Origin of the sequence: uncultured Sunxiuqinia sp. (assembly GCF_947495665.1) — a bacterium.
In the GTDB taxonomy this organism is placed as follows: domain Bacteria; phylum Bacteroidota; class Bacteroidia; order Bacteroidales; family Prolixibacteraceae; genus Sunxiuqinia; species Sunxiuqinia rutila.
Genome location: NZ_CANLZV010000002.1, coordinates 18,582 through 43,424, shown reverse-complemented (window position 1 = coordinate 43,424; position 24,843 = coordinate 18,582). Strand labels below are relative to the sequence as shown.

General features: G+C 44.4%; 17 protein-coding genes and 1 other RNA gene. 7 read left to right on the top strand and 11 right to left on the bottom strand.

Features of this window, described 5'->3' with window-relative positions:
* Positions 1-157: 157 nt before the first annotated feature.
* From Q1A18_RS03085 to Q1A18_RS03075, 3 genes are all read right to left on the bottom strand, one after another.
* Positions 158-1,576 (bottom strand): capsule assembly Wzi family protein, encoded by a 1,419-nt coding sequence (locus tag Q1A18_RS03085; protein ID WP_299577242.1) that lies wholly within the window; start codon positions 1,574-1,576, stop codon positions 158-160.
* Positions 1,577-1,677: 101 nt separating this feature from the next.
* Positions 1,678-2,064: RNase P RNA component class A (gene rnpB / locus Q1A18_RS03080), an RNA gene on the bottom strand.
* Positions 2,065-2,108: 44 nt separating this feature from the next.
* On the bottom strand, positions 2,109-3,149 hold the full coding sequence (locus Q1A18_RS03075; protein ID WP_299577240.1) for a DUF2027 domain-containing protein: 1,041 nt from the start codon (positions 3,147-3,149) through the stop codon (positions 2,109-2,111).
* A 71-nt stretch (positions 3,150-3,220) separates the two neighbouring features.
* On the opposite strand from Q1A18_RS03075, the gene Q1A18_RS03070 reads away from it, so the two are divergent.
* From Q1A18_RS03070 to Q1A18_RS03050, 5 genes are all read left to right on the top strand, one after another.
* The gene (locus Q1A18_RS03070; RefSeq protein ID WP_299577238.1) at positions 3,221-4,456 is read left to right on the top strand and encodes an S-adenosylmethionine:tRNA ribosyltransferase-isomerase; all 1,236 of its coding nucleotides are present in this window, start codon (positions 3,221-3,223) and stop codon (positions 4,454-4,456) included.
* A 2,557-nt stretch (positions 4,457-7,013) separates the two neighbouring features.
* Complete coding sequence (locus Q1A18_RS03065; RefSeq protein WP_299577236.1) at positions 7,014-7,481, top strand: hypothetical protein; 468 nt, start codon at positions 7,014-7,016, stop codon at positions 7,479-7,481.
* A gap of 690 nt (positions 7,482-8,171) precedes the next feature.
* Positions 8,172-9,089 carry a DUF6731 family protein gene (locus Q1A18_RS03060; protein WP_299577234.1) on the top strand — a complete coding sequence of 306 codons (918 nt, stop codon included), beginning with the start codon at positions 8,172-8,174 and terminating at the stop codon, positions 9,087-9,089.
* Positions 9,086-9,523, top strand: a complete 438-nt coding sequence (locus Q1A18_RS03055; protein ID WP_299577232.1) for a hypothetical protein — start codon at positions 9,086-9,088, stop codon at positions 9,521-9,523. Before Q1A18_RS03060 ends, Q1A18_RS03055 begins: the two co-directional genes overlap by 4 nt.
* Positions 9,524-9,774: 251 nt before the next feature.
* Positions 9,775-11,079, top strand: a complete 1,305-nt coding sequence (locus tag Q1A18_RS03050) for a hypothetical protein (RefSeq protein ID WP_299577230.1) — start codon at positions 9,775-9,777, stop codon at positions 11,077-11,079.
* Between the two features lie 216 nt (positions 11,080-11,295).
* On the opposite strand, the gene Q1A18_RS03045 is transcribed toward Q1A18_RS03050, so the two are convergent.
* The 3 genes from Q1A18_RS03045 to glyA form a co-directional block, all read right to left on the bottom strand.
* Positions 11,296-11,748: an OsmC family protein gene (locus Q1A18_RS03045; RefSeq protein ID WP_299577228.1), complete on the bottom strand. Its 453-nt coding sequence runs from the start codon at positions 11,746-11,748 to the stop codon at positions 11,296-11,298.
* 298 nt (positions 11,749-12,046) lie between these two features.
* Positions 12,047-13,249 carry an FN3 domain-containing metallophosphoesterase family protein gene (locus Q1A18_RS03040; protein ID WP_299577226.1) on the bottom strand — a complete coding sequence of 401 codons (1,203 nt, stop codon included), beginning with the start codon at positions 13,247-13,249 and terminating at the stop codon, positions 12,047-12,049.
* Between the two features lie 283 nt (positions 13,250-13,532).
* Positions 13,533-14,813 carry a serine hydroxymethyltransferase gene (gene glyA / locus Q1A18_RS03035; RefSeq protein ID WP_299577224.1) on the bottom strand — a complete coding sequence of 427 codons (1,281 nt, stop codon included), beginning with the start codon at positions 14,811-14,813 and terminating at the stop codon, positions 13,533-13,535.
* A gap of 473 nt (positions 14,814-15,286) precedes the next feature.
* On the opposite strand from glyA, the gene Q1A18_RS03030 reads away from it, so the two are divergent.
* Entirely contained in the window at positions 15,287-15,760 is a 474-nt protein-coding gene (locus Q1A18_RS03030) for a YbaK/EbsC family protein (RefSeq protein ID WP_299577222.1), read from the top strand.
* Between the two features lie 180 nt (positions 15,761-15,940).
* The gene (locus Q1A18_RS03025; RefSeq protein ID WP_299577220.1) at positions 15,941-16,339 is read left to right on the top strand and encodes a hypothetical protein; all 399 of its coding nucleotides are present in this window, start codon (positions 15,941-15,943) and stop codon (positions 16,337-16,339) included.
* A gap of 66 nt (positions 16,340-16,405) precedes the next feature.
* Here the strand turns inward: Q1A18_RS03025 and Q1A18_RS03020 are convergent, their stop codons facing one another.
* From Q1A18_RS03020 to Q1A18_RS03000, 5 genes are all read right to left on the bottom strand, one after another.
* Positions 16,406-17,491 (bottom strand): acyl-CoA desaturase, encoded by a 1,086-nt coding sequence (locus Q1A18_RS03020; protein ID WP_299577218.1) that lies wholly within the window; start codon positions 17,489-17,491, stop codon positions 16,406-16,408.
* A gap of 247 nt (positions 17,492-17,738) precedes the next feature.
* On the bottom strand, positions 17,739-18,560 hold the full coding sequence (locus tag Q1A18_RS03015; RefSeq protein ID WP_299577216.1) for a LytTR family DNA-binding domain-containing protein: 822 nt from the start codon (positions 18,558-18,560) through the stop codon (positions 17,739-17,741).
* Between the two features lie 180 nt (positions 18,561-18,740).
* Entirely contained in the window at positions 18,741-20,486 is a 1,746-nt protein-coding gene (locus tag Q1A18_RS03010) for a chloride channel protein (protein WP_299577214.1), read from the bottom strand.
* 40 nt (positions 20,487-20,526) lie between these two features.
* A complete protein-coding gene (locus Q1A18_RS03005) occupies positions 20,527-22,254 on the bottom strand; it encodes a chloride channel protein (protein WP_299577212.1) in 1,728 nt (575 codons plus the stop codon).
* Between the two features lie 98 nt (positions 22,255-22,352).
* Positions 22,353-24,746, bottom strand: coding sequence for a transglycosylase domain-containing protein (locus Q1A18_RS03000; protein ID WP_299577210.1), 2,394 nt, complete (start codon positions 24,744-24,746; stop codon positions 22,353-22,355).
* Between the last annotated feature and the right edge of the window lie 97 nt (positions 24,747-24,843).

Below are 24,843 nucleotides of genomic sequence, written 5' to 3'. Positions count from 1 at the left end.
CAACTATTTCAATTAGTCAATCAATGGAAACGCAAGACGGCTATTGAATGAATAGCTTCACGTAGAGCTTCCAGACAGACCAGTAATCAATGTAAGTTTATTGCCTTATCCGATTCGATCAGGATAAAGTTTCCCAAGCTAATCGCACGGCTCGTGCTTATTTCAAGGTAAACCGCACACGCAGTTCGGCACCAAAGCCCGAATCAAGCACTGCTCCGTTATCGTAAGCCAGTTTCAACGAAAAGGCCAGAGGCTTGGTGGGTAGATAATAATCGACCTGTGCAGCCAGCGACAACAATTCTTTCGGTCGAGGATACTCAGCCCAATGTTGTCCGTAGTGTTTGGAGTAAGTTGCCAGGGTTTTCCAGCCAATTTGCTCCGACAGCCAGCCATTCATGCCTTGATGAACAGCCCACAGACGGGTGTTGGGAAATCCACTGGAAACACCATCCGCATTGAATCCGGGAATAAAAAGCGGTAACCCCATCATGCGATCATAGCTGACAAAGCCCGACCGGTAGACACTGTTGTTGAAATAATTGTCGCGCCCATTCCCCATCACCTCACCAGGCTTATCCGGATTGGGTTCTTTGTGGTACTTTCCACTTTGATGGCGCGTGTTGACATACTCAATAACCATTGCTTCCAAAAGCTGGTGCGGCTGGTGCTGCTTCCAGGAAACGCCCCAGAGTCCATCGGGCATATTTTCGAAACGCGTGCCGGAACCATCTTCCCAAGGATGTTGCCAGTAAAGTTCAACCGAGCTGTTTTCGGCTTCGCGGGTAAGCGAAAACGCATAATTACCCAATTGGTTTCCTGCAACATTATTCTGATCTGTCTCCGGCGCATTTTCGCTTCCGGTATGTCCCAAAACGTATCTCAGGTAATCTTCAAATCCCGGTAGTTCTCCATGTGTTGGAGAGGTCCCTCCCCAAAAAACCCAATGATCCAGGCCAAGCGACAAGCGCCATCCTTCAGCAATCGTATAATTCATATCCAGCCGCTTGTGGTGCAAATTCGCATCGTCCACAATCCGGTCATCCAGCAAAAAATATTCGTTGTACTCGAAGTCGAAGGCAAAACGACTAAGCCATCCCGAACGAAACAACTGAAAGTTGGTCGTTCCGAAGCCCACACGCGGCATCGGACGCGCATTGTTCGACAAATACATATTTCCATTGGTCATGCTCAAGCCATTGGCGAAAACCGGTTCCCCCTTGGCGCCCGCATGCAGGTACCATCCTTTATAGTGCAGCCGTCCCCAGTATTCATTGGGTTGAAGCACGGCATGTTCCGACAAACGTCCAGCCACACTCAGGCCATACGAAAACTGCCATTGCTCCGGATCGAGTTCCTGAGGTTGCTGCAGCCAATGCAGGACAACGAGTTGTTGAAATGCGTCTGAGCCATCAACCATGCCCAGCTGGTTCATCTGCATCCAAAAAGGAAGCTGATTACCGGTAGAAACAAGCGTTCTTGACTCCAGACTTAAAGCGGGTTTGTTTGCTGTGTTTTGAGCCAGCAAACCCAGGGATACGAATAAAGGAAATACGAGTGTGACTATTTTCTGTACCATGGAATTGTAATGCTTTTGACACCATGCAGCGATGTCCTAAAACTAAACAAACTATTTGCACACAAAAGTGATGCGAATAGTTTGTTCGTTTGTTTTTAATTTTAAAAAGCAGACCTATAAGCCGGGTTCTGTATTCTCCGTCAGAAGACGAAGAACCTCTATCATTTATCTGGCCGCAGCATCACTGCTACGATCTAGCAACCTACCCCTCACGACTTTCAACCAAGTTGAAATGGAACGGGCCGCCCCTGGTCGTGATATATTTGGTCTTGCAACCCATGAGGTGTACGGCTTCCGAAGTTACCTCCGGAACCGGTGAGCTCTTACCTCACCTTTTCACCCTTTCCCCGACGAATCGAGGTGGTTATTTTCTGTTACACTACTGCAAGCTTTCGCCCGCCTTCCCATTAAGAAACATGGTGCCCTGCGTTGCCCGGACTTTCCTCCTTCCCCGATTGCTCAGGAAAAGCGATAGAGCGGTCTGCCCGGCAAAATTATGAAAAATGCTGATATTCCAGCACCCTAATGCCGTTTATTTTCTTAAAATAACCATTGTGGCGCCATAGCCATATTCCTGAAAACTGGCATCTTGAAAGGCATATCGTTTGTATTTGTGCGACAGCTCACGACGGAGCTCTTGTTTCAAGGTTCCATGGCCTAAACCATGAATGAAAACCACCTTTTTCACCTGCTTTTTGATCGCTTCATCCATCTTTTCATGAAAATGCTTCATCTGCAAGTCCAGCATTTCCTTGTTGCTTAGCCCTTTTGTATTATCAATCAGCTCATGAATATGCAAATCAACTTCCAGCAAATCGGTATTTTCAACCACCGGCTTAACCTTGCGTGCCGGTTCTTTCTGGCGAACCACTTTTTTCACTTCCTTTTCGGTCAGGTTCTCTATCGCCTTTTCCATGGCCGACTGGTTTAACTTCACCAGCATGGCCTTCTCGGTAAAAAAGTCATTGGCGACAAAGCTGCCGGTTTTATAAAACTTCACCGGGTTCACTTTTACTGACGCTTCTACCGGCTTTTCCAGTCGGCTGGATTGCTCGCGAAAGCAGATCAGCTGGAAAAAGTACTCGGGCAGTCCGGCAATATCCACCTGGGCAATCGAATCGAGCCACAATTTGGTGTTGGGCTCCAGTTCTCCGGCTTCCTTGCTGGTGTATTCATTGTTTTTAAACTCCGAAAAATGATAGAGCACCGAAAAATTACTATCGTTGATTAAATACAGTTTAATGGATCCCTCCAACGGATTCCGGCTGTTGTCCGGCACAAAAGCCAACTGGAAGTTCGGCTCATCGTTGCCTGCAATCATCACCGGGCTGGCTTTAACCGGCTCGGGTTCCGGAGTTGGTTTTTTCGGGCTGGCCTGAGCGGCAAACTGTTCAACCGAAGGTTTCTGGTTGATGTCCAGCTCTTCATTCACCACAACCAACTCGGTTACCAGGGTTGGAATTTCAAACCCATCGTCATTTTCAACATGAACCAGGGATTTGCTGATTATCTTGGTCACGATGCCTCCGCCGACATCATTCATAAACTTTACCCGATCTCCTACTTTTATCATTTCGTTCTATTTTTACTACAAAATTAAGAACAATTTTAACCGAAAATAATTATTCCGTACTTTTGCGGCCCATGAATGAAAAATCAGTCATAAAACCTGTTTTTAATCAAAGTGCTCAGGCCTTGAACTATGAGTTACCCGACAACCGGATTGCCAAATATCCGTTGGACGAGCGGGATGCCTCAAAATTGTTGGTGTGGAAAAATGGCGAAATCAGCGATGCCAGCTTTCGCTCCATTGCCGATTACCTGCCTGAAAAAAGCCTGCTGGTTTTCAACAACACCAAAGTCATTCGTGCGCGCTTGCCTTTTCAGAAAAAAACAGGGGCCCAGATTGAAATCTTTTGCCTCGATCCGGAATCGCCTGCTGATTACCAGGTCGCTTTTCAGCAAACCCAAAAGTGCAGCTGGAACTGCATGGTGGGGAACCTGAAAAAGTGGAAAAATGAACCGCTGGAGAAAGAGGTTCTGGTAGATGGGAAGCCCGTTACACTGGTTGCCAGCAAACAACAGCAAACTCCGGGCAATGTGGTGATTGAATTTAGCTGGAACGATGCAACGGTTGATTTTGCTTCCTTGATTGAGGCCAGCGGCATCTTGCCCATTCCCCCCTATTTGCACCGCGATACCGAAGCCAGCGACCTGGAGCGTTACCAAACCATTTACTCGAAAATTAAAGGTTCGGTGGCTGCGCCAACAGCCGGACTGCATTTTACCGATTCGGTTTTTGAAGCGCTGAAGAAAAAATCCATTTCCCTGGCCGAAGTGACCCTGCATGTTGGTGCCGGAACATTTAAGCCCGTCAAAGCGGCTACCATTGCCGAACACGAAATGCATGCCGAAAAGATCGTGGTTTCGCGTCCGTTGCTGGAGCAGCTTTTGCAGCACGAAGGGCCGTTGATTGCCGTTGGAACCACCTCCATCCGTACGCTGGAAAGTCTTTACTGGCTGGGGGTAAGCTTGCTTGAAAACAAGCAGCTTTCGCCCGAGAACCTCACCGTTGAGCAATGGTCGCCTTACCGCAAGGAGGAAAAACCGGCCGTAAAAACAGTGCTGAATGCCCTGCTGACTTACCTGGATGAAAACCAACTGAGTCACCTGGTGGCATCCACCCAAATCATTATTGTTCCGGGCTACGAATTTCAATTGGTCGATGGCATGATTACCAACTTTCACCAACCCCAAAGCACGCTCCTCTTGCTCATCTCAGCCTATTTGGGCGACGACTGGCAGCGGGTTTACCAGCACGCGCTGAACAACAACTACCGCTTTCTGAGCTATGGCGACAGCAATTTGTATTTGAAGTAAAGTGAGAGTCAGTTTTCGGTTGTCGGTTGTCGGATTGTTCGTGCGTTCGTGCGTTCGTGACTTCGTACCTGCTGCCTGACTCATCTGCTCACTTCTCCTTAACCCATCCGTCCCGGTTTCCCGGGCCACCTTCCCTTCGAGAATGGAAGGAAATCCAACCACTAGCGTAAGGTGCGTTTCATAAAACCTTAGTAGCACTATTCAATTTTTCACAAAGCAAACCTTATTACCTTATTCAAAGAGGATATCTACTATTATCAAATACGAATTAAGTCGGATTAAAATAAGGAAATAAGGTTGATCTTTTGGGGGCTGCTTCTTACTACTAAGGTTTAATGAAAAATAAGCTTTATTGGATTCCTCCTTTAACCTTTCTCCTTGATTCTTTAACCTTTTCAGTTCTCTTTGCGTCTTTGCGGTTAAAAAGGAGTGTTGTCAGTTGTCGGTTATTCGGATTGTTCGTGCCCTCGTGCGTTCTTGACTTCGTACCTTCGTGCCCTCTCCCTTCTCCCTGCTGCCTGGCTCATCTGCTCACTTCTCCTTAACCCATCCGTCCCGGTTCCCGGGCCACCTTCCCTTCGAGAATGGAAGGAAATCCAACCACTAGCGTAAGGTGCGTTTCATAAAACCTTAGTAGCACTATTCAATTTTTCACAAAGCAAACCTTATTACCTTATTCAAAGAGGATATCTACTATTATCAAATACGAATTAAGTCGGATTAAAATAAGGAAATAAGGTTGATCGTTTGGGGCTGCATCTTACTACTAAGGTTTAATGAAAAATAAGCTTTATTGGATTCCTCCTTTAACCTTTCTCCTTGATTCTTTAACCTTTTCAGTTCTCTTTGCGACTTTGCGGTTAAAAAGGAGTGTTGTCAGTTTTCGGTTGTCAGTTGTCGGTTGTCGGTAGTTCCTGAGTTCGTACCCTCGTGCTTTCGGTTATCCGCTTTGAGCGTCTTCCTGAACTTGTTTCAGGATCTGTTATTGGTCAGAAGTTGTCGGTTTTGATTAAACGCTGACAGGACCTTCCGACGCTGTCAGGTTGTAGGCACCGTTTGCCGATGCGCTCTTTTCTCCTCCTTTTTAGCAAGGAGGAGTGGCGCCGGGTTACCGGTGACGAGGTGGTTTTGTTATTAAGGCTTCAGTGTAAACGAGGCTTTTCATTTCTTGCGGTGAAGTTGGAAATAGAATCTCCGTAACTGCCTGATTAAATAGGTACAGCTTATTTCAAAACTCTCCCCAAGCCCGCTTTGCAGGCTTTTCCCCTCTCTTTAAAAGAGAGGGGAAGAGTCGGTTTAATCCGCTAGGATTGAAAACGACTCCGGGGAGAGTTTGATTAAAACAAAATCGGTTCCTCGATCACTGTTTACTGGATGATTCACCTGCCCCGCTTCTTCCTTGCTCTTTGCCCCATGCGTTCTGCTCTTTTCCATCAAGCAACCTTGTCCTTTTGGCTTAATCCAAAAGAACGAAAAGATCAAGGCAGACGAGGGTTTTCACCTGGCGGAGAAGCTGGGGAGTTAGGTTTTGCTAGCTTCGGCCCCCGTGAGTTCGTACGTTCGTGACTTCGTGTGTTCTTTTCTTCGCGGTTCTCTTCGCGTCTTTGCGGTTAAAAAGGAGTGTCGTCAGTTGTCAGCAGTTCCTGAGTTCGCGCCCTCGTGCGTTCGTGACTTCATACCTTCGTGCGTTCGTGCGTTCGTACCTGCTGCCTGGCTCATCTGCTCACTTTTGGGTAACCCATCCGTCCCGGTTCCCGGGACACCTTCCCTTCGAGAATGGAAGGAAATCCAACCACTAGCGTAAGGTGTGAAATCTTGTTCTTCCGGCGAAATGGAGAAGTTGGATGTTGACAGTTTCGTGCCCTCGTGCGTTCGTGCCTTCGTGACTTCATACCTTCGTACGTTCGTGCCTTCGTGACTTCATACCTTCGTACGTTCGTGACTTCGTGTGTTCTTTTCTTCACGGTTCTCTTTGCGTCTTTGCGGTTAAAAAGGAGTGTCGTCAGTTGTCGGTTTTCAGTTATCAGCAGTTCCTGAGTTCGTGCCCTCGTGCGTTCTTGACTTCGTACCTTCGTGCCCTCTCCCTTCTCCCTGCTGCCTGGCTCATCTGCTCACTTTTGGGTAACCCATCCGTCCCGGTTCCCGGGACACTTTCCCTTCGAGAATGGAAGGAAATCCAACCACTAGCGTAAGGTGTGAAATCTTGTTCTTCCGGCGAAATGGAGAAGTTGGATGTTGACAGTTTCGTGCCCTCGTGCGTTCGTGACTTCATTCCTTCGTGACCTCGTGCCTTCGTGCCTTCGTACGTTCATGTCCTCGTGCCTTCGTGACAAGCGACTCTCGACTCAACGACTGTTTTTGACGAGTAAGTCAGAAGAAATGATCCTGAAAACCAATGCTTTTTGCTTTTGTTTGAGGGGCAAAAATGTTCGTTCATGAGTCGGGAGGGCTCATTTCGGGGCTAAAATGGTCAGTTCATGAAATTTATGGTAAATTCTTATGAGAGATGAAAAAGAACATTTAACTTTTAGTCACTAATCATTTAATACCTAAACAGATGGAAAATAAGATTAATTACCAGTTGCCCGACACCGTGGCCGAAGAAGCAGCAAACCACATCAATGAAGCCGTTACTTTGCTGAAACCTTACCTGATTGCCTTAAATGCCGATGAGCGGATGGCGCTACCGAAAATGAGCGATGGCACGGCTCCGTTTGTCGAGAAATGCCTGGATTACTCCAACAGCGATCCTCAGTTTGCACCTCCTTTCCTCGATGTTGAAGGTTTCAAGAACGACATGGATAGCTGGGAGAAACTTATGGCGGTCTTGCGCCCCGTTCAGCAGTTGGTGTTGAACCTGGATGACACCACCACCCAGGCCGGATCAGAAAGCTACACCGCAGCACTTACTTATTACAACTCGGTGAAACAGGCCGCCAAACTCAGTATTCCCGGCTCAAAAGCCATTTACGAGGATTTGCGGAAACGATTTGCCAGCAATGGGCCAAGGAGTTCGGCCGAGTAGAACGAACCAACAGCAGGAAGAGCCAAACAGCAAGCCAATTCCGGTTTGCTGTTTTAGCTTCGCTCCAAAAGAGCGCCAGTAAGCTTGCCCCCGGTTAAAACCAAGTGCATTCAGCTTGCGACCGAACTGCCGGAGCTAAAAACCGCTTTCAAGCAGCTTTTGGGTGCGCGAGTTCAATTCCGACCTGCTCTAATTCACCTTTTTACCGAATCAATTCACCTCAGACCCGAATGAGTTTGGTTCAGACCCGAATTAATTCATGTTTTAGCCGAACTAATTCACCTCCAAGGGAACTGAATTCGGTTTTGACCCTCGCGAGTTCATGTTCGACCTCCGCGAGTTCGGTTTGGAGGTGGGGAGGGGTACCTCAGAGGTGGGGGGGGGTACCTCGGAGGTACCCCCCTGAGGTGTTAAATAGAAAATGCTCCATGAAGATTATCAGCTATTTAGAACGAAAATAAAAAGGCGCTTACTCGTACATACATTTTGTAAATTTTTATAACTTAATCGGCGAAATCGAAACCAACTAAACTTAAAACGATGAATTTAAACACCAGCCCTCCTACCCCTTTTCAAGCCGGCATAGCAAAACAATCATCGAAAGTGTAAAAAGCTAGTCGAATACTAGCGGGATATATGTACCTGGAAAATATACACGGACATTAGCGCCAATTAAAAAAAACCTGACCTATGACAGTACGAAGAAAAAAAATCGAAACGATGAGAGTAAGTCTCTCCGAGAATAGAATATCATTCCCCCAAGTCCTAAATTCAGTCCTTGATATGAATTATGATGAAGGAAATGGCAAACTAATCTCTCTGCACAGAATAAGGGAAACCGACGACTACTTTCAAGGGTATGTAAATACGACAAAGCAAACGGGTATTCCCCCAAAACATAATCCAACACAAAATACATTTGAACAAATCCAAATCAACGAAGGAGATGGAGAAGGATTGGGTTATGCCAACGTTTTTATTTATGACAAACAATTTGGAGTTTTAATGTATGAATTCAATAAAAATGGATGTTACCTTTCATCATTAAGACGATATCTAATAAATCTATTTAACGAAAATGAGGATGAATTATTAGACATTTCATTTGCTCCTTTATTGAGAATTGAAGCATATCAAAGGATGCTTAATCTTGATATTTATAAGAGTGTCGAAGTAAAAATAGCTAATCCATCTGTTCGAATCCAGGACTTTTTGGATGAAAATGACGCTATTTCTTCAGCAATAAATACTTGCCAATTATTAAATTCAGATACAGTTGATTTAAAGTTTGATATAAAAGGTCGTCCTTTGGAGGGAATGCCAAATCAAATAATAAGTAATTTAATCAGGCGCATTCAAAGGTTAGCCAATAACTACGACGAAAGAATTGTCGAAAAATTCACCATTTCTGGTTATTATCAAGACATTGAAGAAGATGTCACAAAAAGAGACGATATTGATTTACTCTTAGATAGGTATCACAAAACACTTAGTGTTGATGAACCTAATGTACTGAGTGACCCACAAATTAGGGAAAAAACCACTTCCCTGTTTGAAGTTTATGTTGGTTGTAGAGATGATTTTAGAATTTTAGCTCCAATACAATGAAAACTGATAAATACTATCTGGAAATTCTTCACGCCCCTTTCATTGCTCTTTTGGCGGGAGTATTAAATCTTGTATTTCCAAATTTATTATCGTGCAAAGACCCAACTTTAATTATTTCCAAAAGTGTTGACATTTCATTTATTTTATTCGGTTTCCTATTAACAGTTTTGGCATTAATTATTCAATCGACAAAAGAAATAAAAGATGGAAATTTGTATTCGAGACTTATTGACTATAATAAACGAATCGTGTATTTGTCTATAAGCCTTGGATTTTATTCGTTGCTGTATTCATCATTATTTGACAAAATAAGTTTATTAAAATCAAAAGAATGGTTTGTAAGCATTTACATCCTTCTTTTTATTTGGATAATCCTAGATACTTTACATTTTATTACAATATTTTACAAACTGGCAAAAGACGGCAGAATATGAAAAACTGATGTTAACAATTAAGTGTGCAGCACAATGGCTGAACGCGGTGTTGCCCGCCTCCGCTGGCGCGGTTTTTCAAATCCGGCCTTGCTTGTAAAAGCAAGAAGTTATTTACCTTGAGGGGCAAGGCACAAATTGGAATTGGCACCAGCGGAGGTATCCGAAACTGTTGCATTGAAGCGCATTTTTTAATATCTTTTTTATTCTAACCGAATAGGTTACGCCCTGCTTAACTTAACCTACCACTGCTTATGAAACGGAAAAAGAAAAACAATGCCATTCAAAACAAACAAGAGCGTCAGCACCGCCAAAACGAGTTTTTTAAAAAGCTGAAACAAATTATGGCGCTACTGGGCGATGATTCGGCCTTTGATTTGCTCAATAAAAGAAGGCGCCTGATGATTTATCACACCCGCATTCGTCCTTTTAAGGTCATTAACCCAACCGAAGGGAAGCGGGCATCGAAAGCTGCCTTACAGATGCTGAATAGCAACTTAACTCGCTTATTGCAGCACACCTGGGTTGAGCTGGACAAGCACCAAATCAAGATGAGCTTGTATGATTTTTCAATCTATGCCGAAACCCTGTTCTTATTTTGGCGCAATGTGGCGCGGCAGGAGCCCGATGTTGGCGAACAGTTTTATGCGTGTTTCCCTATTTTTGAAGAAGAGGAGTTTGATGCACAACGCCTAAAAGTATTCAATACGGTTGAACGCCGGTTAGAGACGCTAGCCTGGTTGTTTTCCGATTTCACAACCAGTACGACCCGTTTTGTTAAAGAAAAGCTGGAGGATGATCGCTCCCCCCTCGATTTATCGGCTTTCTACAACAACTATGTGGTGGAACAAAAAGAGGTGGAAACCGAGTTGCTGGAAATTGGCGGACACCGGCGCACCGTATTCCAGGTCTGTTTAAATACGCAACAAACATTTACTCCTCTTACAATCACTCCCGAAAAACTGGGACTGAAAGGAATGATGCAAAAGTTTCCGCTAAAGGTATTTATGCAAAAGCATGTTTTGGTGCGTATGGAAGAACGGCTCGGAAAACCTTTCGTTGATTTAGGGTATTTGTATATCGTTACGGCCTTGCTGCAAGAACCGCTTCCGGCAGGTAAACCCAACAGCTTTCTGTTCCCAATGACTGAGGGCGACATCCGGCTGGGTTATCTGAAAGCTGATATCATTGGCGATAAGCTGGTGGTTCGAACCTTCCTTTTTGTAACCAACAACGGAACACCCGAAGGGAAAAAGCTTCAAGAGCTGGCCGGCCTGGCCAAACTGGATAAGGCTTACCTTGGAATTGATCGTCTCCACACGTTTATTGCATCCGATATTAAAGAGCATCAGCAACTAAGAGAACTTTTTAATCAAGTTGGATGTGGCGGTTTGTTGCAGTTAAACTATTCCTGGATGCTTAAAGCAAATAAAAAACAAGGAGCTTGCGCCGATCGTCTGGCTTGTTACCTGGGCCTGCAACAGGCGGCAGGTAGCCCGGAAGCAAACAATCATGCAGAAGCTTCCGTCAACATCGAGCAGCCAGCAGCATCGTCCTAGCAATGGCTTATTTGATCTGACACTGCTCCTGCGCGCATCCTTTCGGGTGCTGGGATAAAATGAAAAAGCAATGAAGCTGTCTAAAAAGTATGGTTCTTCGTCATTGCGAAGGAGGAACGACTGAAGCAATCTTTTAAATAGCAGATTGCTTCGTTTCACTCGCAATGACGGTTTTTCCTACTCCAGTGACTTTCCAGACAGCTTCCTTAAAACTACTTAAACACTTACTTCCTCCGAAACCAGATTAAAGGTCAAAGGAGTCGTATTGGTCAGGTTATCATTAATTGGACAACGATCTTTGATTAGCGCAATCCATTGATTGACTTGCTCGGGCCCGGCATCGGTAATGGGCGAAAACTTGACATCAATTTGTTTAAATCCGGCACGCTCGGCATCTGCCTGCCCCATCAGGCGGGCAGGGTTCAGGTTACCACTGACCTCAATACCCAATTTTTCAACCTGAATTCCCAGTTCTTTCGCTGTAAGATGGGCAACAACATTGATACATCCGGCATAACTTGCCAAAAGGTATTCAACAGGGTTTGCTCCAAGGTCATCTCCTCCAAGCGCTGGGGGCTCATCAATTACAATCGTAAACTGCCGTGCTCCGGCAACAAATCGCGCTCCTGTTTGAGCTTCACCTTCAATTTTAAAATTTAAATCTGCCATTCTTTTTTGAATTTTTAGTAAAAAAAAAGCCCTTCACAAAACTGTGAAGGGCTGAAACCTATTTTTATATTTAAGTATTCTATAATTTATAGAAGCACAGCATCACCCTCCACATGTTTGAAAAACATACAGCAACACATAGTTGTCATGTTGATGATGGAAAATGATAAATTCATTAATTCTTTTTTACGCTGTGCGATTAATAGCCTGCAATGATACAACTTAAATCCCGAATTTGAAAATTCAGACCGAATCTGGTGCAAGAAGTATTTATCTCCGGCCCAATTGGCATCTCCGCTTAGAAATAAAAATCGCCCAATACAGTACCATCGTAGCCAATCATTTTCAGGTGCAACGTATTGCCGGTTTTGCTCAGCACCATCACCGTGGCATTGTCGGCACTGTAGCCACCGCCAATCGCTACCGGATAAGCATTGCCCAGGCTTTCCGCTTCTTGGTAGGCAGAACTGTGGGTATGCCCGTTTATGGCAACGGCAAACCGGCCTTTGTTTAAGGTTTCGCCCCACAGCTCAGCACATGGCAGGTAGTATTTCTCATCCATGCCATACAAGGGAATGTGGTGAATCAGCACCCGCTTGGCAGCCTTTTTAAAGGCCTTACTCTTGGTTTCATGGCGAAGAAAATCCAACTGATCGTTTCGCAATTGCTCAAAACTGTTCAGGCCATAATAAACCGGATGCGAATCGGGTTTGTCCTCGCCGCAATCCAGCATCACAAAACGGGTATCGCCCCAGTTAAAAGCACCATAGGTTTTCCCCCCTACATAATCAAAAAGCTGGTTGAATTCCACCGAATAGGCACCTCGTATTTCGTGATTTCCACGGATGTAAAACACAGGCTTTTCGGCCGCATTAACCTGCTCATTGGAAAAGGTCAGGAAATTAAGCACCTGATCTTCACTGCGCGGGTCATCAATGCAGTCGCCGTTGTAAATCACAAAATCGTAGTTCACCCCTTCAAGCTGTGTCATCAGTTGCTGCAGGGTTTGCTTCTTCTGGTGCAGATCGTTAAAAATAATGGCGGTGAAATCGGGGCTCTTCGTATCGGGCAGTGTAAACTGGTAGGTCTCGCTGTAGGCCACCTCTCCGAATTCCTTTTTGTAGGCTCCATAAGTCAGCACCTCCCTGGAGCACACCCGGTAATAGTAGGTTTGTCCCGGCTGAAGTCCGTTCAGCCGCACCTTGTGCTGTTTCACGTTGGCCACAACCTGTCCCGCAATCAGGGTTTCCATTTTAGTGCCCAGGCTTTCGTCCATGCCAAATTCCACCCATCCATGTGTGGGCACATGGGTAAACCACGATACGGTAATTCCTCCACCAATCGGATTTTGAAGAAAGGGTTTGGTACGAAAGACCGACTGGGTTTCAACCGGCTCTTCCGGAGTTGTTTGGTTACCAGTACCAGCCGATGCCAGGCTTATTTGGGTGGCTAACAGCACTAACAGCATCAGGCGAATGAGATTGTTCGATTTGATATGCATACGTTTTCGTTTAATAGTAATTGAACAACGAATATAGAAAAACCATTCGATGATCCGGAAATCGTCCGCCAAAAACGCGCCTCTCCCCTCGCCTTCATCAGGATGAAACCAATTACCATTTGGGCATATCCCGGGCAGAAAAGGTGTTGAAAACGTTCAAGCGAATAATTCCACAGACTTCAGGCAGAGCAAAGCAATAACTCTCGTCCCATGCCGAATGGGCACAAAAAAAAGGTATTCCAAAACGGAATACCTTTTTCAATATGCTTTAATCCGAAAGCGACTACCAGGCAAATAAAGGCAGGTCTTTCATCATTTTATTCACTTTTTCGCGAACTGAAGTGATTACGGCTTCATTTTCCACATCGCTCAGCACTTCGTCAATCAAGTCAACGATAATGGCCATTTGGTCTTCTTTCAAACCACGCGTGGTAATGGCTGGCGTACCTACACGCAAACCTGAGGTAGTGAATGGTGAACGGCTATCGAAAGGCACCATGTTTTTGTTGATGGTAATATCAGCTTTCACCAAGGTGTTTTCAGCTACTTTACCCGTCAGTTCAGGGAATTTGGTACGCAAATCGATCAACATGCTGTGGTTGTCCGTTCCTCCGGAAATAACTTTGTATCCTTTGTCTACAAAAGCCTGCGCCATAACAGCAGCATTCTTTTTCACCTGAGTTTGGTATTCTTTGTAAGAAGGATCAAGCGCTTCGCCAAAAGAAATGGCTTTGGAAGCAATTACGTGCTCCAGCGGGCCACCTTGTTGTCCGGGGAATACCGCAAAATCCAATACGGCTGACATCATTTTAGTCACACCTTTAGGTGTTTTGAATCCAAATGGGTTTTCAAAATCTTCACCCATCAAGATGATACCTCCACGAGGACCACGCAATGTTTTGTGTGTTGTTGAAGTGACAATGTGCGCATGTTTTACCGGGTTTTCCAGCAAACCAGCAGCAATCAATCCTGCAGGGTGAGCCATATCAACCATAAACATTGCTCCTACTTCGTCGGCAATCTTACGCATACGGGCATAATCCCACTCGCGCGAGTATGCCGATGCTCCACCAATGATCAATTTGGGCTGATGCTCACGTGCCAAAGCTTCCATCTCATCGTAATCCACCAAACCGGTATCTTCTTTCACGTGATAAGCGATTGGGTGATATAAAATACCCGATGAGTTAACCGGAGAACCATGTGACAAGTGACCACCGTGAGAGAGATCAAGTCCCAAAAATTTATCGCCAGGCTTAAGAATCACACTTAATACGGCAGCGTTGGCCTGCGCTCCTGAGTGAGGCTGCACGTTGGCATAAGCTGCACCAAATAGTTCTTTCAAACGATCAATCGCCAACTGCTCGGTCATATCCACAAACTGGCATCCGCCATAGTAGCGTTTGCCCGGATAGCCTTCGGCATATTTGTTGGTCATTACAGAACCCATCGCATCCATAACCTGCTCGCTCACGAAGTTTTCCGATGCAATTAATTCAATTCCGCTCAACTGACGTTGGCGTTCTTTTTCAATAATGTCAAATACAACTTGATCTCTTTTCATGTGATTATAATTGTTTATTTTAGATCATATACCTTGAACGCATCATCAGGCTTGCTTTCCATGAAAACGTTCCTGATGACTTGTTTCTGCTGCTATTTCTCGAAAAAATAGAAATAAAGCGTAAAGGTAAAATATTTTGCGTCCACCGGAAACGAATAGAAATTAAGATAGGCCAGTTTTTTCCATCGCTTAACATTTGCCCCTGCTTCGCGTCAGCTGCATCAGCCTCCAACACGTGCAAAGAACAGGCAATACTCCCTTCAATACGAATGCTTTTGGTAACAAAAATTGAATTGATCAAGTAGAATTAAATAAACCGGTTGGTGTTGTTTTCTTGAACAGCCAACAATGACCTGACTTTAGATTAACCAAAAATCATTTCTTCAAACCATGTCTATTGACGGTGATTTTTGTGTTAAGTGCTATGTGATGTTTACGAAACATCTGTGATTTACGACCAAAAAGCGAACGTCATGCCGATCAAAAAACTAAAAGATTATCTGGACAAAAACAACATTGAGTACATTACCATCCGTCACTCACTGGCATTTAACGCCCAACAAATTGCCGCAACAACCCATATTCCGGGCAAGGAACTGGCAAAAACAGTGATGGTCAAAATTGATGGCAAAATGGCCATGGCTGTTCTCCCGGCTTCTTACCTGGTGAAACTGGATGTATTGAAAGAATTAATTGGCGCCAAAAAAGTGGAACTGGCCAATGAAATGGAATTCAAGCACCTGTTTCCTGAGTGCGAAATCGGGGCAATGCCTCCTTTTGGCAACCTGTACGATATGGAAGTTTTTGTTGCAGAAAGCCTGGCTGAAGATGAAGAAATTGCCTTCAACGCCGGCACTCATGTTGAACTCATCCGAATGACCTATGCCGATTTTGAACGATTGGTACAGCCCGTTGTACTGGCTTTTAGTACAGCCCGGGTCATTTAGTCCGTGCCCACTCCTTCTGCAAGCCGGAACAAACGCGTACGATCTTTAAGGAAACCTCATTGGGCTGAGGTTTCTTTTTTTTTGGAATCTGTCCATCAGCCTTTAAGCGAAATCTTCAGCTGCCCGATTCTATTTTCGGACAGAAATGAATACTTTTGAGCCGAATCAGAAAAAGTTATCATGAAGCAAGACCGCGAAAATCAACCGCTTTTATTTGTATCCACCACCCTGTTAAGCCTGCTTGGAAGCGGACTTGGCGTACTGGCCTTTGGTTTTGTCGCTCTCGTTTTTGAGCCGTCCAAAAACTGGATCATCAGCGTAACCAACAGCACCAGTATGGACCATTTTACTCCTGTTTACTTTGTGCTGCTGATGGCTGTTTCGCTGCTTTCATTGATCGGCGTAATTAAAATCCGAAAATGGCAAAAAGCAGGCTTCTTCTTTTACCTGGGGGCACAAGTGGCCCTGCTGTTTATGCCCGTGCTCTGGCTCGGATGGAGCGCTTTCTCGGTCATCAATCTCATTTTCACCTCCCTGTTTTTGCTGATCTACCTGTCGTTTTACAAGCACATGAGCTAAAAAGCAAGAACCTTTGAAAGAGACCATAGGCATCAGCTCCAAAATTAAAGCGAAGAAGAACTTAGCTTAGCGCCCCAACATCCGAAGCATTTTAAAATGGCTCCCAATAGCTTGAAAAAAGCTTGACTGCACCCGGTAAGGCAAATTGTATTTCCGGGCCGTTTCCTTGACCAAAGACGCAATTTTCTGATAATGGACATGACAAATCGCCGGAAACAAATGGTGTTCAACCTGAAAATTTAATCCTCCAACAAACCAGGAGAACAACCTATTTCCAGGCGCATAATCTGTGGTTGTCAGCAATTGATGAATAGCCCAGTTATTCTCAACAGTTCCACTGTCGTCCGGAACCGGGTATTGAGCACCGGGCATCACATGCGCTGTTTGAAAAATAACAGTTAATATAAATCCACAAATCAAGTGCATACTCAAATAAAACAGAAGGACCATCCACCACGCAACGGGTAGGACCAAAATCGGAATTAGCAAAATGTAGCTGTAATAAAATACTTTGGACACTATTAATTCCATCAGCAACTTTCTATACGTGCTTTTACGGCCCAATAGCACCCCTTCTTTCGAATAACGGTATAACTGTTTAAAATCCTTGCTGGTGGTCCACATCAAAGTCATCAAGCTATAAAGAAACCAAGCATAAAAATGCTGAAACCGATGGAATTTATACCGTGGTTTATTAGGAGAAAGGCGCAATGCCTTCCCCGCATCAATATCCTCATCATGCCCTTCAATGTTTGTATAATGATGGTGCAGCGTATTGTGCTGGTATTTCCAGGTAGGCGAAAATCCCCCCAAAAGATTCAGAGAATAAGACAACACTTTATTCACCGTCTGATTTTTCGAATACGAATTATGATTGGCATCATGCATAACCGACAGGCCAATACCCGCCATTCCAAAGCCCATAGTAACCCATAGGAAAAACAGAATCAGTGGGTTTGTAACAACCGAAAAGATCATTAGAAAATAGGGAACCAAATACAAGCTAAACATGAAGGCGGTTTTCAGAAACATGGTGCTATTGCCATATTTCGAAATATTATTCTCTTCAAAATAATCGAAAATGCGTTTTCGAAGTTCAAGAACAAACTCTTGCTGACTGGTATTGGGGAATTGAATTGCTGGTGTTTTCATGGTAATCATTCTTTAATAAAAAGCCTGTCTGTAAATAGTAGCGACAAGACGATGATCAGATCTACTGATCGAATACAGCCCTGCTTATCAAACAAAATGTCTTTCAAGTGTGGAGTGACGCTCTGAAAGACTTTACAAAGATACCTCCAATAAACTGCTCCGAAACAAAAAAGGGATTAACGGCTATTAAAAGCACGAATTTCAAAATATTTTGGGGCGAGTAAAAAAAAGGGAAGGTGAATACCATTCACCCCATAACCGAAATAACTTCTTTTATTTTCAGTAAATACTGGCGGGAAACGGGTACAGGCTCATCCATATTTTTCATTTTGAGCCAATAGCTATTTCCCTCATGGTTCAGCTTTTCAATATGAAACACATTAACAATGCTGGTTCTGTGACAACGCACAAAACCGGAAAATGAATTAATCTGCTGCTCGATTGCTTTTAAAGTGTTTCTGATTAACTTTTTTTTCAGCTTGGAGCCTTCTCGGTAAATGATCTCGACATAATTGTCAGCCGACCGCAGAAGAAGCAAGTCTACAACCAATACATTCAGGTGATCAGCCTGGTGTACCGAAATCAGTTCAATCGATTGATTTTGGTAGCCTTCCTGATAGTGCCTGATCTCTTTTTGCATATTCTCCTTCTCCTGAATCTCCTGTTCAAGCCGCTTTTTCAGACTTGAAAAGGCATCGTAAATCGTAGAAAGTACTGGCAAGACAAGGCAAATAAATATAACCTTAAACACCAGGTGAAAAGTTATGATTACAGACCCCACATAGCGCAGGTAAAAAGCAATTGCCAAAGAGCTCAAAGTCGCAATTAAGAAAATGCCGCTATAGGAAAACATCAGTAATTCATCCTTACTAAAACGAGACAGGGGCAGGAAGCTGCGGAGTAGCCCCCGAATCAACACCTGGAAAAAGAAGATAATGCCCACAAAACCAGCGGCAAATAAAAGCCGGTTGTTGAAATCAAACTGATCAAACGGAATAGGTTGAAAGAAAAGAAGAAATAAATAAATGCCTAAGGCAATGCTAAGTAAGAATTTCAAGTCTTCTTTCAAGAGGGTAATTAATCTATTTAATTTTATTGAGCCCATGAGCAAGGAAACTGTAAAATACCTCTTACTCAAAGTTACTCCATTTTTTTGAATTCAAATTCTCCGTTTTCCCAAACCATTATTCAGACTTAACTATTCCGAAAGCAGCACTCTTGCTTTTTTCGGAATAGGTGAGCAGGAAGTTTATTCCTGTGAGAAAGTACGAACCGTATCGCGGTAAATCGAAAAGACGGTGGCTCGTGAAATAAACCCGATGTATTTTCCTTTATCAATTACAGCGAGGTTATAACGTCCGCTGGTTTCAAATTTTTCCGCCACTTTATGCATCGAATCTTTCGGTGAAATAAAAAACTCAGGCATGTACATCAAATCTTTAACCAGCACTTCGTCGTACAACTCCTGGTTAAACACAATATCCCGGATATCATTCATTTTCACCATTCCTTTCAGCATGCCATCGGCATCAACAACCGGGAACAAATCACGTTTCGAGCGTGAAATAGCCTTCACCAAATCCCCCAGCGTCGCATCCGGATCAACCATTTCCAAGTCGGTTTCAATCAGCTCCTCTACTTCCATAAAGTGAAGTGCGGCCTTGTCCTTATGGTGAGTCACCAATTTACCATCCATCGCCAGTCGCTTGGTGTAAATGGAGTGAGGTTCAAAACGCATAATGGTTATGTAGGCTGCCAGGGCAGAGATGATCAAGGGAAACAAAAGCTCATAGCCTCCCGTAATTTCGGCTGTTAAAAAGATCCCCAACAAAGGGGCATGCATTACACCGGCCATCATGGCTCCCATGCCAGCCAAAGCAAAATTATCCAAAGGCAAATTCACCCCAAACACCAGGTTTAACAGGTAGGCAAAGAGATAGCCACCGATGGAACCAACAAACAAGGTTGGCGCAAAAATACCTCCAATACCTCCGGTAGCCGTGGTTACCGACATGGCAATTACTTTGAAAAACAGAAGCGCTACCAGGAAAACGACAAAAAACCAGGGATTGGTTCGGAAGTCATAAAACATGGAGTTATCCAGCAAGTTCAAGCCCATGTCGTTAAAAACCTTATTGATCGAATTATAGCCTTCACCCCATAGCGGAGGAAAAACAAAAATGAGAACCCCGAGGATAATCCCGCCATAAATCAAGCGGGTTGATTGCTTCCCAATGCCTTTCATCTTACGTTCAACCCACATGGTTGCCCGGGTAAAGTACACCGAAAAGAAACCGGCTGCAATCCCAAGTACAATGTAGTAGAGAATATGCTTTGCTTCGAACGAATGAATAACATTGAAGCGAAATAATACCGCATCGCCCATAAAGAAAAAGGCAATCACGGCAGCCGTAATTCCGGAAATCAGCAGTGGAACCAGCGAAGCCATCGTCAACTCCAGCATCAGCACTTCAAGCGTGAAAACAATGCCGGCAATGGGTGCTTTGAAAATACCGGCTATGGCGCCGGTTGCCCCACAGCCAATCATCAGCATGATATCAGCCTGGTCGAGCTTAAAAAACCGCCCCAGGTTCGACCCAATCGAAGCTCCGGTTAAAACCACCGGGGCCTCAGCTCCAACCGATCCACCAAAACCAATGGTAAAACTACTGGTAATCATGGACGAAAAGGAATTATGCGGCTTAATTCTTCCTTTATTCAAGGAAATGGCCGCTAAAATTTTGGATACCCCATGCCCCAAATCGTCTTTAATAAAAAACCGAATAATTAATACGGTGATGACGATACCGATAAGCGGAAACGCCAGGTACCAATAATTTTCGCTGGTAATGACAAAATGCCCCACCAGGTTGTTCCCGATAAAGTGAATCAGATTCTTCAGAATCAAGGCTGCTACCCCACTCACTACTCCAATCACAAAACTGATCCAATACAGTTTTTTTGTACCCATCAGCTGTTTAGCCAATGTGTTCATTTTCGAATGATCAATACCCAACATGTCTTATACTATTTTCTTAATCGTGTGAAAAGTCTGCCATTTTCTTCCGGTAAATAGAAAAAACACGAGCTCTGGAAATAAAGCCGATGTATTTTCCATTGTCGATTACAGCCAGATTGTACCGCCCGCTTGATTCAAATTTGTCGATCACTTGCTCCATCGAATCAAGGGTTGAAATAAAGTGTTCGGGTTGGTACATCAAGTGGCTCACATGAACTTTATCATACAGTTCTTGTCTGAAGATTAGATGTCTTACGTCATCCATTTTCACCATCCCCTTCAAATATCCATTTTCGTCAACAATGGGGAAAAGGTTACGATGAGCTTTTGAAATGGCTTGCGTCAGGTCTCGCAATGTAGCATCCGGATGCAGGATCTGGAAGTCGGTTTCCACCAGTTTCTTCACCTCCATCATTCGGATAATGTTCAGGTCTTTATCGTGGGTCATTAGTTCCTTGCGTTTCGCCAGCTGGATATGATAAACCGAGTTGGACGTAAAAGCCTTTACCGTAAGGTAGGCAAAAGTTGCCACAATCATCAGCGGAACAAACAATTTATAGCCGCCGGAAATATCGGCAATTAAGAATATACCGGTTAAAGGCGCGTGAAGTACGCCGGCAAGTAAACCGGCCATCCCGATTAATGCAAAGTTATTTACACTTAACTGTTTCAATCCGGTCATATTGATAAAATGGGCAAACAGCATTCCGGTATTCACCCCCATAAAAAGCGTGGGAGCAAAAATTCCTCCAATACCTCCAGCTCCAAAGGTCAAAGCGGTGGCGACAATTTTCAGCAGAATAACGGCAGCCAGCAAAACGAACACACTCCAATACTCGTCTCTGAGGCTGTGGAAAATGGTATTGTCATAAAGGAAAGACATGTCACCTCGCAGCCCCATGTTAATATCCTCGTAGCCTTCGCCATAGAGCGATGGAAAAAAGAAAATCAAAATCCCCAGTCCAATACCACCTACCGCCAGACGTGTTCGTTTCTTCTGAAATCCTTCAAATATATTTTCAATATACAAGTACATTTTGGAAAAATAGGCTGAAACCAAGCCGGCAAATATTCCAAGTAAGATGTAGTAAGGAAGATCATTCATTTCGAAGCTGGTTTCTACCGTGAACGGGTACAAAACATCCTGCCCCATAAAAAAATAAGAGGTCAACACAGCCGCTGAAGAAGCCAGCAACAAGGGAATCAGCGAAAAGACCGTTAAGTCAATCATAATCACTTCAACCGCAAAAACAATGGCTGCAATGGGCGCTTTGAAAATAGCAGCCATCGCTCCTGCTGCCGCGCAGGCAAGCATCAGAATGGTGTTTTTATAACTTAAGCGCATGAGTTTGGCCAACCAGGAGCCATAAGCAGCACCAGTAGCCACTGTTGGTCCCTCCAGCCCCACCGAGCCCCCAAAACCAACGGTAAAAGCCGAGGAAACGATGGATGAAAACAGGTTATGTCGGCTTAATTCTCCGCGTCGCCTGGAAAGGCTATGCAAAACATTGGGAATTCCGTGTCGAACAGGACTCTTAATAATGTAATTGATAAACAAGACAGCAATGAGAATACCAATACTGGGAAGAATGAAATAGCTGTAGTGCTCCACATCTTTCCCATCAGTAAGGGCATGAACCAATCGCTCGGTTAACCAAACAGCATTTTTGATGAGTGTGGCAGCAAGCCCGGCAAGTATGCCAATCACTCCACTCAAGATCACCACAAATCGACGTTCGCTCAAATGTTTTAAACGCCAGCGGTGAAAACGAACAACTATCGGCAGCTTATTTTCCATTTCAGCGCAAAAGTAATAAAAGGGTATCGATTTCCAGATTGAATCTATTTTTTCTTTTTGAAAATACTCTTAATCGTCTCCCAAACCTTTTTCTTCTCTTTCTTCTTGGAAGGTTCTTGTACTTCTTTCAACTTTTCTTCTTTCGATTTTCCGGCAAATAACCGTTCAATAAAATTATCCTCTTTGTCCAGTTCCAGCATTTCTCGGTAAGCCGGAATATGCAAATCAGCCAGCAGCTGGTTATCCAAACGAGGGAAAGAAGCATATTGCATTTGCCGGTAGCGCGAGTCCCGGTACAATTTATGGTAAAACTTCCCGACTATGGGCAATGCCATGTAAGCCCCTTGTCCGTAGCGGATGGTTCGGAAGTGAACGCCAGGGTCTGCCGCCCCCACCCAACACCCGGTAACGAGCTTAGGAGTCAGGCCAACAAACCAGCCATCAGAGTGGTTTTGCGTCGTCCCGGTTTTTCCGGCAAATTCGCCCGGAACTTTATACACCGTGCGGATCGACCGTCCACTTCCCTGGTCCACCACCGACTCCATCATATGACTGATAATTCGACAATTTACTGGATTCAGTTTGGTGGGCTGGGCTGGCTGGCGCATAAATGTCTCCAGCGTTTTCCCCTGATTATCCGAAATAGCCACCAGGTAATTGGGCTCGACACAAATTCCGCCATTCAACATGGTGGCATACGCGTAAAGCATCTCTTTCAGGCTGATGGAGGCTACCCCCAAGGCCAGCGAGGGAAATTCAGGCAAATCAGCTTCCAGCCCCAGCTCCCGACAGGTCTCAATGGTCTCGTCAATTCCTGTCTTCATCAGAACATCCACCGCAACGGTATTGACCGATTGAGCCAAGGCGCCCTCCATGGAATAAAAGCCTTTGTATTGGCCATGCGAGTTGCTTGGCGACCAGTCCTGGTATTCTTCATACACTTTCTTCTCATTCGGATAGTAATCAAAAGGACTGAGGCCGTTTTCCAGAGCAGCTAAATACACAAACGGCTTAAAGGTTGATCCCACCTGCCGGGCAGCCAGCACGTGGTCGTATTTGAAAAAGCGAAAATCAATACCACCCACCCAGGCTTTCAAAGCTCCGCTTGAAGGTTCCAGGGCTAAAAAGCCCGAATTCAGAAACCGCAGGTAATGCTTGACTGAGTCCATTGGAGTGGTTTCAACCTGCTTTAACCCGTTCCAGGTAAAAAGAGTGGTCTTTATTTTTTGGTTGAAAGCGGCATCTATTTCATTCTCAGATTTGCCATTGGCATGCATGATTTTGTAGCGTTCCGATCGCTTAACGGCACGTTCTAAAATGCTGGCATTTCCACGCCAGGGATCTGCATTTTTCCAATGATCGTCAAAAACCTGCTGAAGATTTTTCATGTACTCCAGCACCGACTGCCGGGCATAATACTGAAAATCATAGTTAATGGTTGTCGAAACCCGCAAACCATCGGTGTATAAGTTATAAGGCTCTCCGTTCTCTTTGGTATGATTGGCACACCACTCCAACAATTCTGGTTTCAGCATTTCCAAAAAGTAAGGAGCCGGTCCTTCGTTGTAAGAAATTCGACGGTACTTAACTCCCAGAGGTTTCGCGCTGAAAACATCGCCTTCCGCTTCTGTCAGGAAGCCGTTGCTTACCATCTGGCTGATTACCACATTACGGCGTTCTTTTGATTTATCCGGATTAATCCGTGGATTGAAGGTATAATTGGCCTTTAGCATTCCGACAAGCACAGCAGCCTCGTCAACAGTTAAATCGCGCGGACTCTTGCTAAAAAAGCGTTCAGCAGCTACTTCTATTCCAAAAATATTTTCACCAAAAGGAACGGTATTCAAATACAGCGTCAGAATTTCTTCTTTGGAATAAATCCGCTCGAGCCGATAAGCAATAATGGCCTCACGCAATTTATTAACCGGCATGCTGAATACCCATAAGTCGTTTCGGGGAAACAAGTTTTTGGCAATCTGCTGGCTAAGCGTACTTCCTCCCCCGGCACTGCGGTCCTGCAACAAAATCGTCTTAAAAAAGACCCGCATCAGTGCAATCTCATCAATTCCCCGGTGCTCATAAAAGCGGGCATCCTCGGTGGCCACCAAGGCATTGATCACATTCGGAGAAATCTCATCAAAACGAACATTGCTCCGGTTTTCAATGTAGTAGCGCCCCAGCAACTTGCCATCTTCAGAGAAAACTTCAGAGGCCTGCGGATTCTTAATCTCATTCAGTTGCGTTGAGCTGGGCACATGGCCGGTGAAACCCAGGTAAACAATCATGAAGAAGATCGAAAACAAGATTACACCAACAAGAAACAGCTGAAACAGGATCAGCCATAAACTGCGTTTTTTCCGCTTCTTTGTGTTTTTATTGCGTTTTGGGGCTGGCTTTCGTTTAGTTGTTTGTATCTTTTTAGAGCTCTTTGAAGTCATTTTAATCTGAATTAAAAAACAAAATTAGATAAATAAAACGGAAACAGATGCCGGAATCGGTACTTACATTTAAGAACTTTTCAGTCAGCAAATTTGT

Coding starts and splice junctions, on each gene's coding strand:
- Q1A18_RS03085 (WP_299577242.1), bottom strand. CDS start 1,576: ATGGTACAGAAAATAGTCACACTCGTATTTCCTTTATTCGTATCCCTG.
- Q1A18_RS03075 (WP_299577240.1), bottom strand. CDS start 3,149: ATGATAAAAGTAGGAGATCGGGTAAAGTTTATGAATGATGTCGGCGGA.
- Q1A18_RS03070 (WP_299577238.1), top strand. CDS start 3,221: ATGAATGAAAAATCAGTCATAAAACCTGTTTTTAATCAAAGTGCTCAG.
- Q1A18_RS03065 (WP_299577236.1), top strand. CDS start 7,014: ATGGAAAATAAGATTAATTACCAGTTGCCCGACACCGTGGCCGAAGAA.
- Q1A18_RS03060 (WP_299577234.1), top strand. CDS start 8,172: ATGACAGTACGAAGAAAAAAAATCGAAACGATGAGAGTAAGTCTCTCC.
- Q1A18_RS03055 (WP_299577232.1), top strand. CDS start 9,086: ATGAAAACTGATAAATACTATCTGGAAATTCTTCACGCCCCTTTCATT.
- Q1A18_RS03050 (WP_299577230.1), top strand. CDS start 9,775: ATGAAACGGAAAAAGAAAAACAATGCCATTCAAAACAAACAAGAGCGT.
- Q1A18_RS03045 (WP_299577228.1), bottom strand. CDS start 11,748: ATGGCAGATTTAAATTTTAAAATTGAAGGTGAAGCTCAAACAGGAGCG.
- Q1A18_RS03040 (WP_299577226.1), bottom strand. CDS start 13,249: ATGCATATCAAATCGAACAATCTCATTCGCCTGATGCTGTTAGTGCTG.
- glyA (WP_299577224.1), bottom strand. CDS start 14,813: ATGAAAAGAGATCAAGTTGTATTTGACATTATTGAAAAAGAACGCCAA.
- Q1A18_RS03030 (WP_299577222.1), top strand. CDS start 15,287: ATGCCGATCAAAAAACTAAAAGATTATCTGGACAAAAACAACATTGAG.
- Q1A18_RS03025 (WP_299577220.1), top strand. CDS start 15,941: ATGAAGCAAGACCGCGAAAATCAACCGCTTTTATTTGTATCCACCACC.
- Q1A18_RS03020 (WP_299577218.1), bottom strand. CDS start 17,491: ATGAAAACACCAGCAATTCAATTCCCCAATACCAGTCAGCAAGAGTTT.
- Q1A18_RS03010 (WP_299577214.1), bottom strand. CDS start 20,486: ATGAACACATTGGCTAAACAGCTGATGGGTACAAAAAAACTGTATTGG.
- Q1A18_RS03000 (WP_299577210.1), bottom strand. CDS start 24,746: ATGACTTCAAAGAGCTCTAAAAAGATACAAACAACTAAACGAAAGCCA.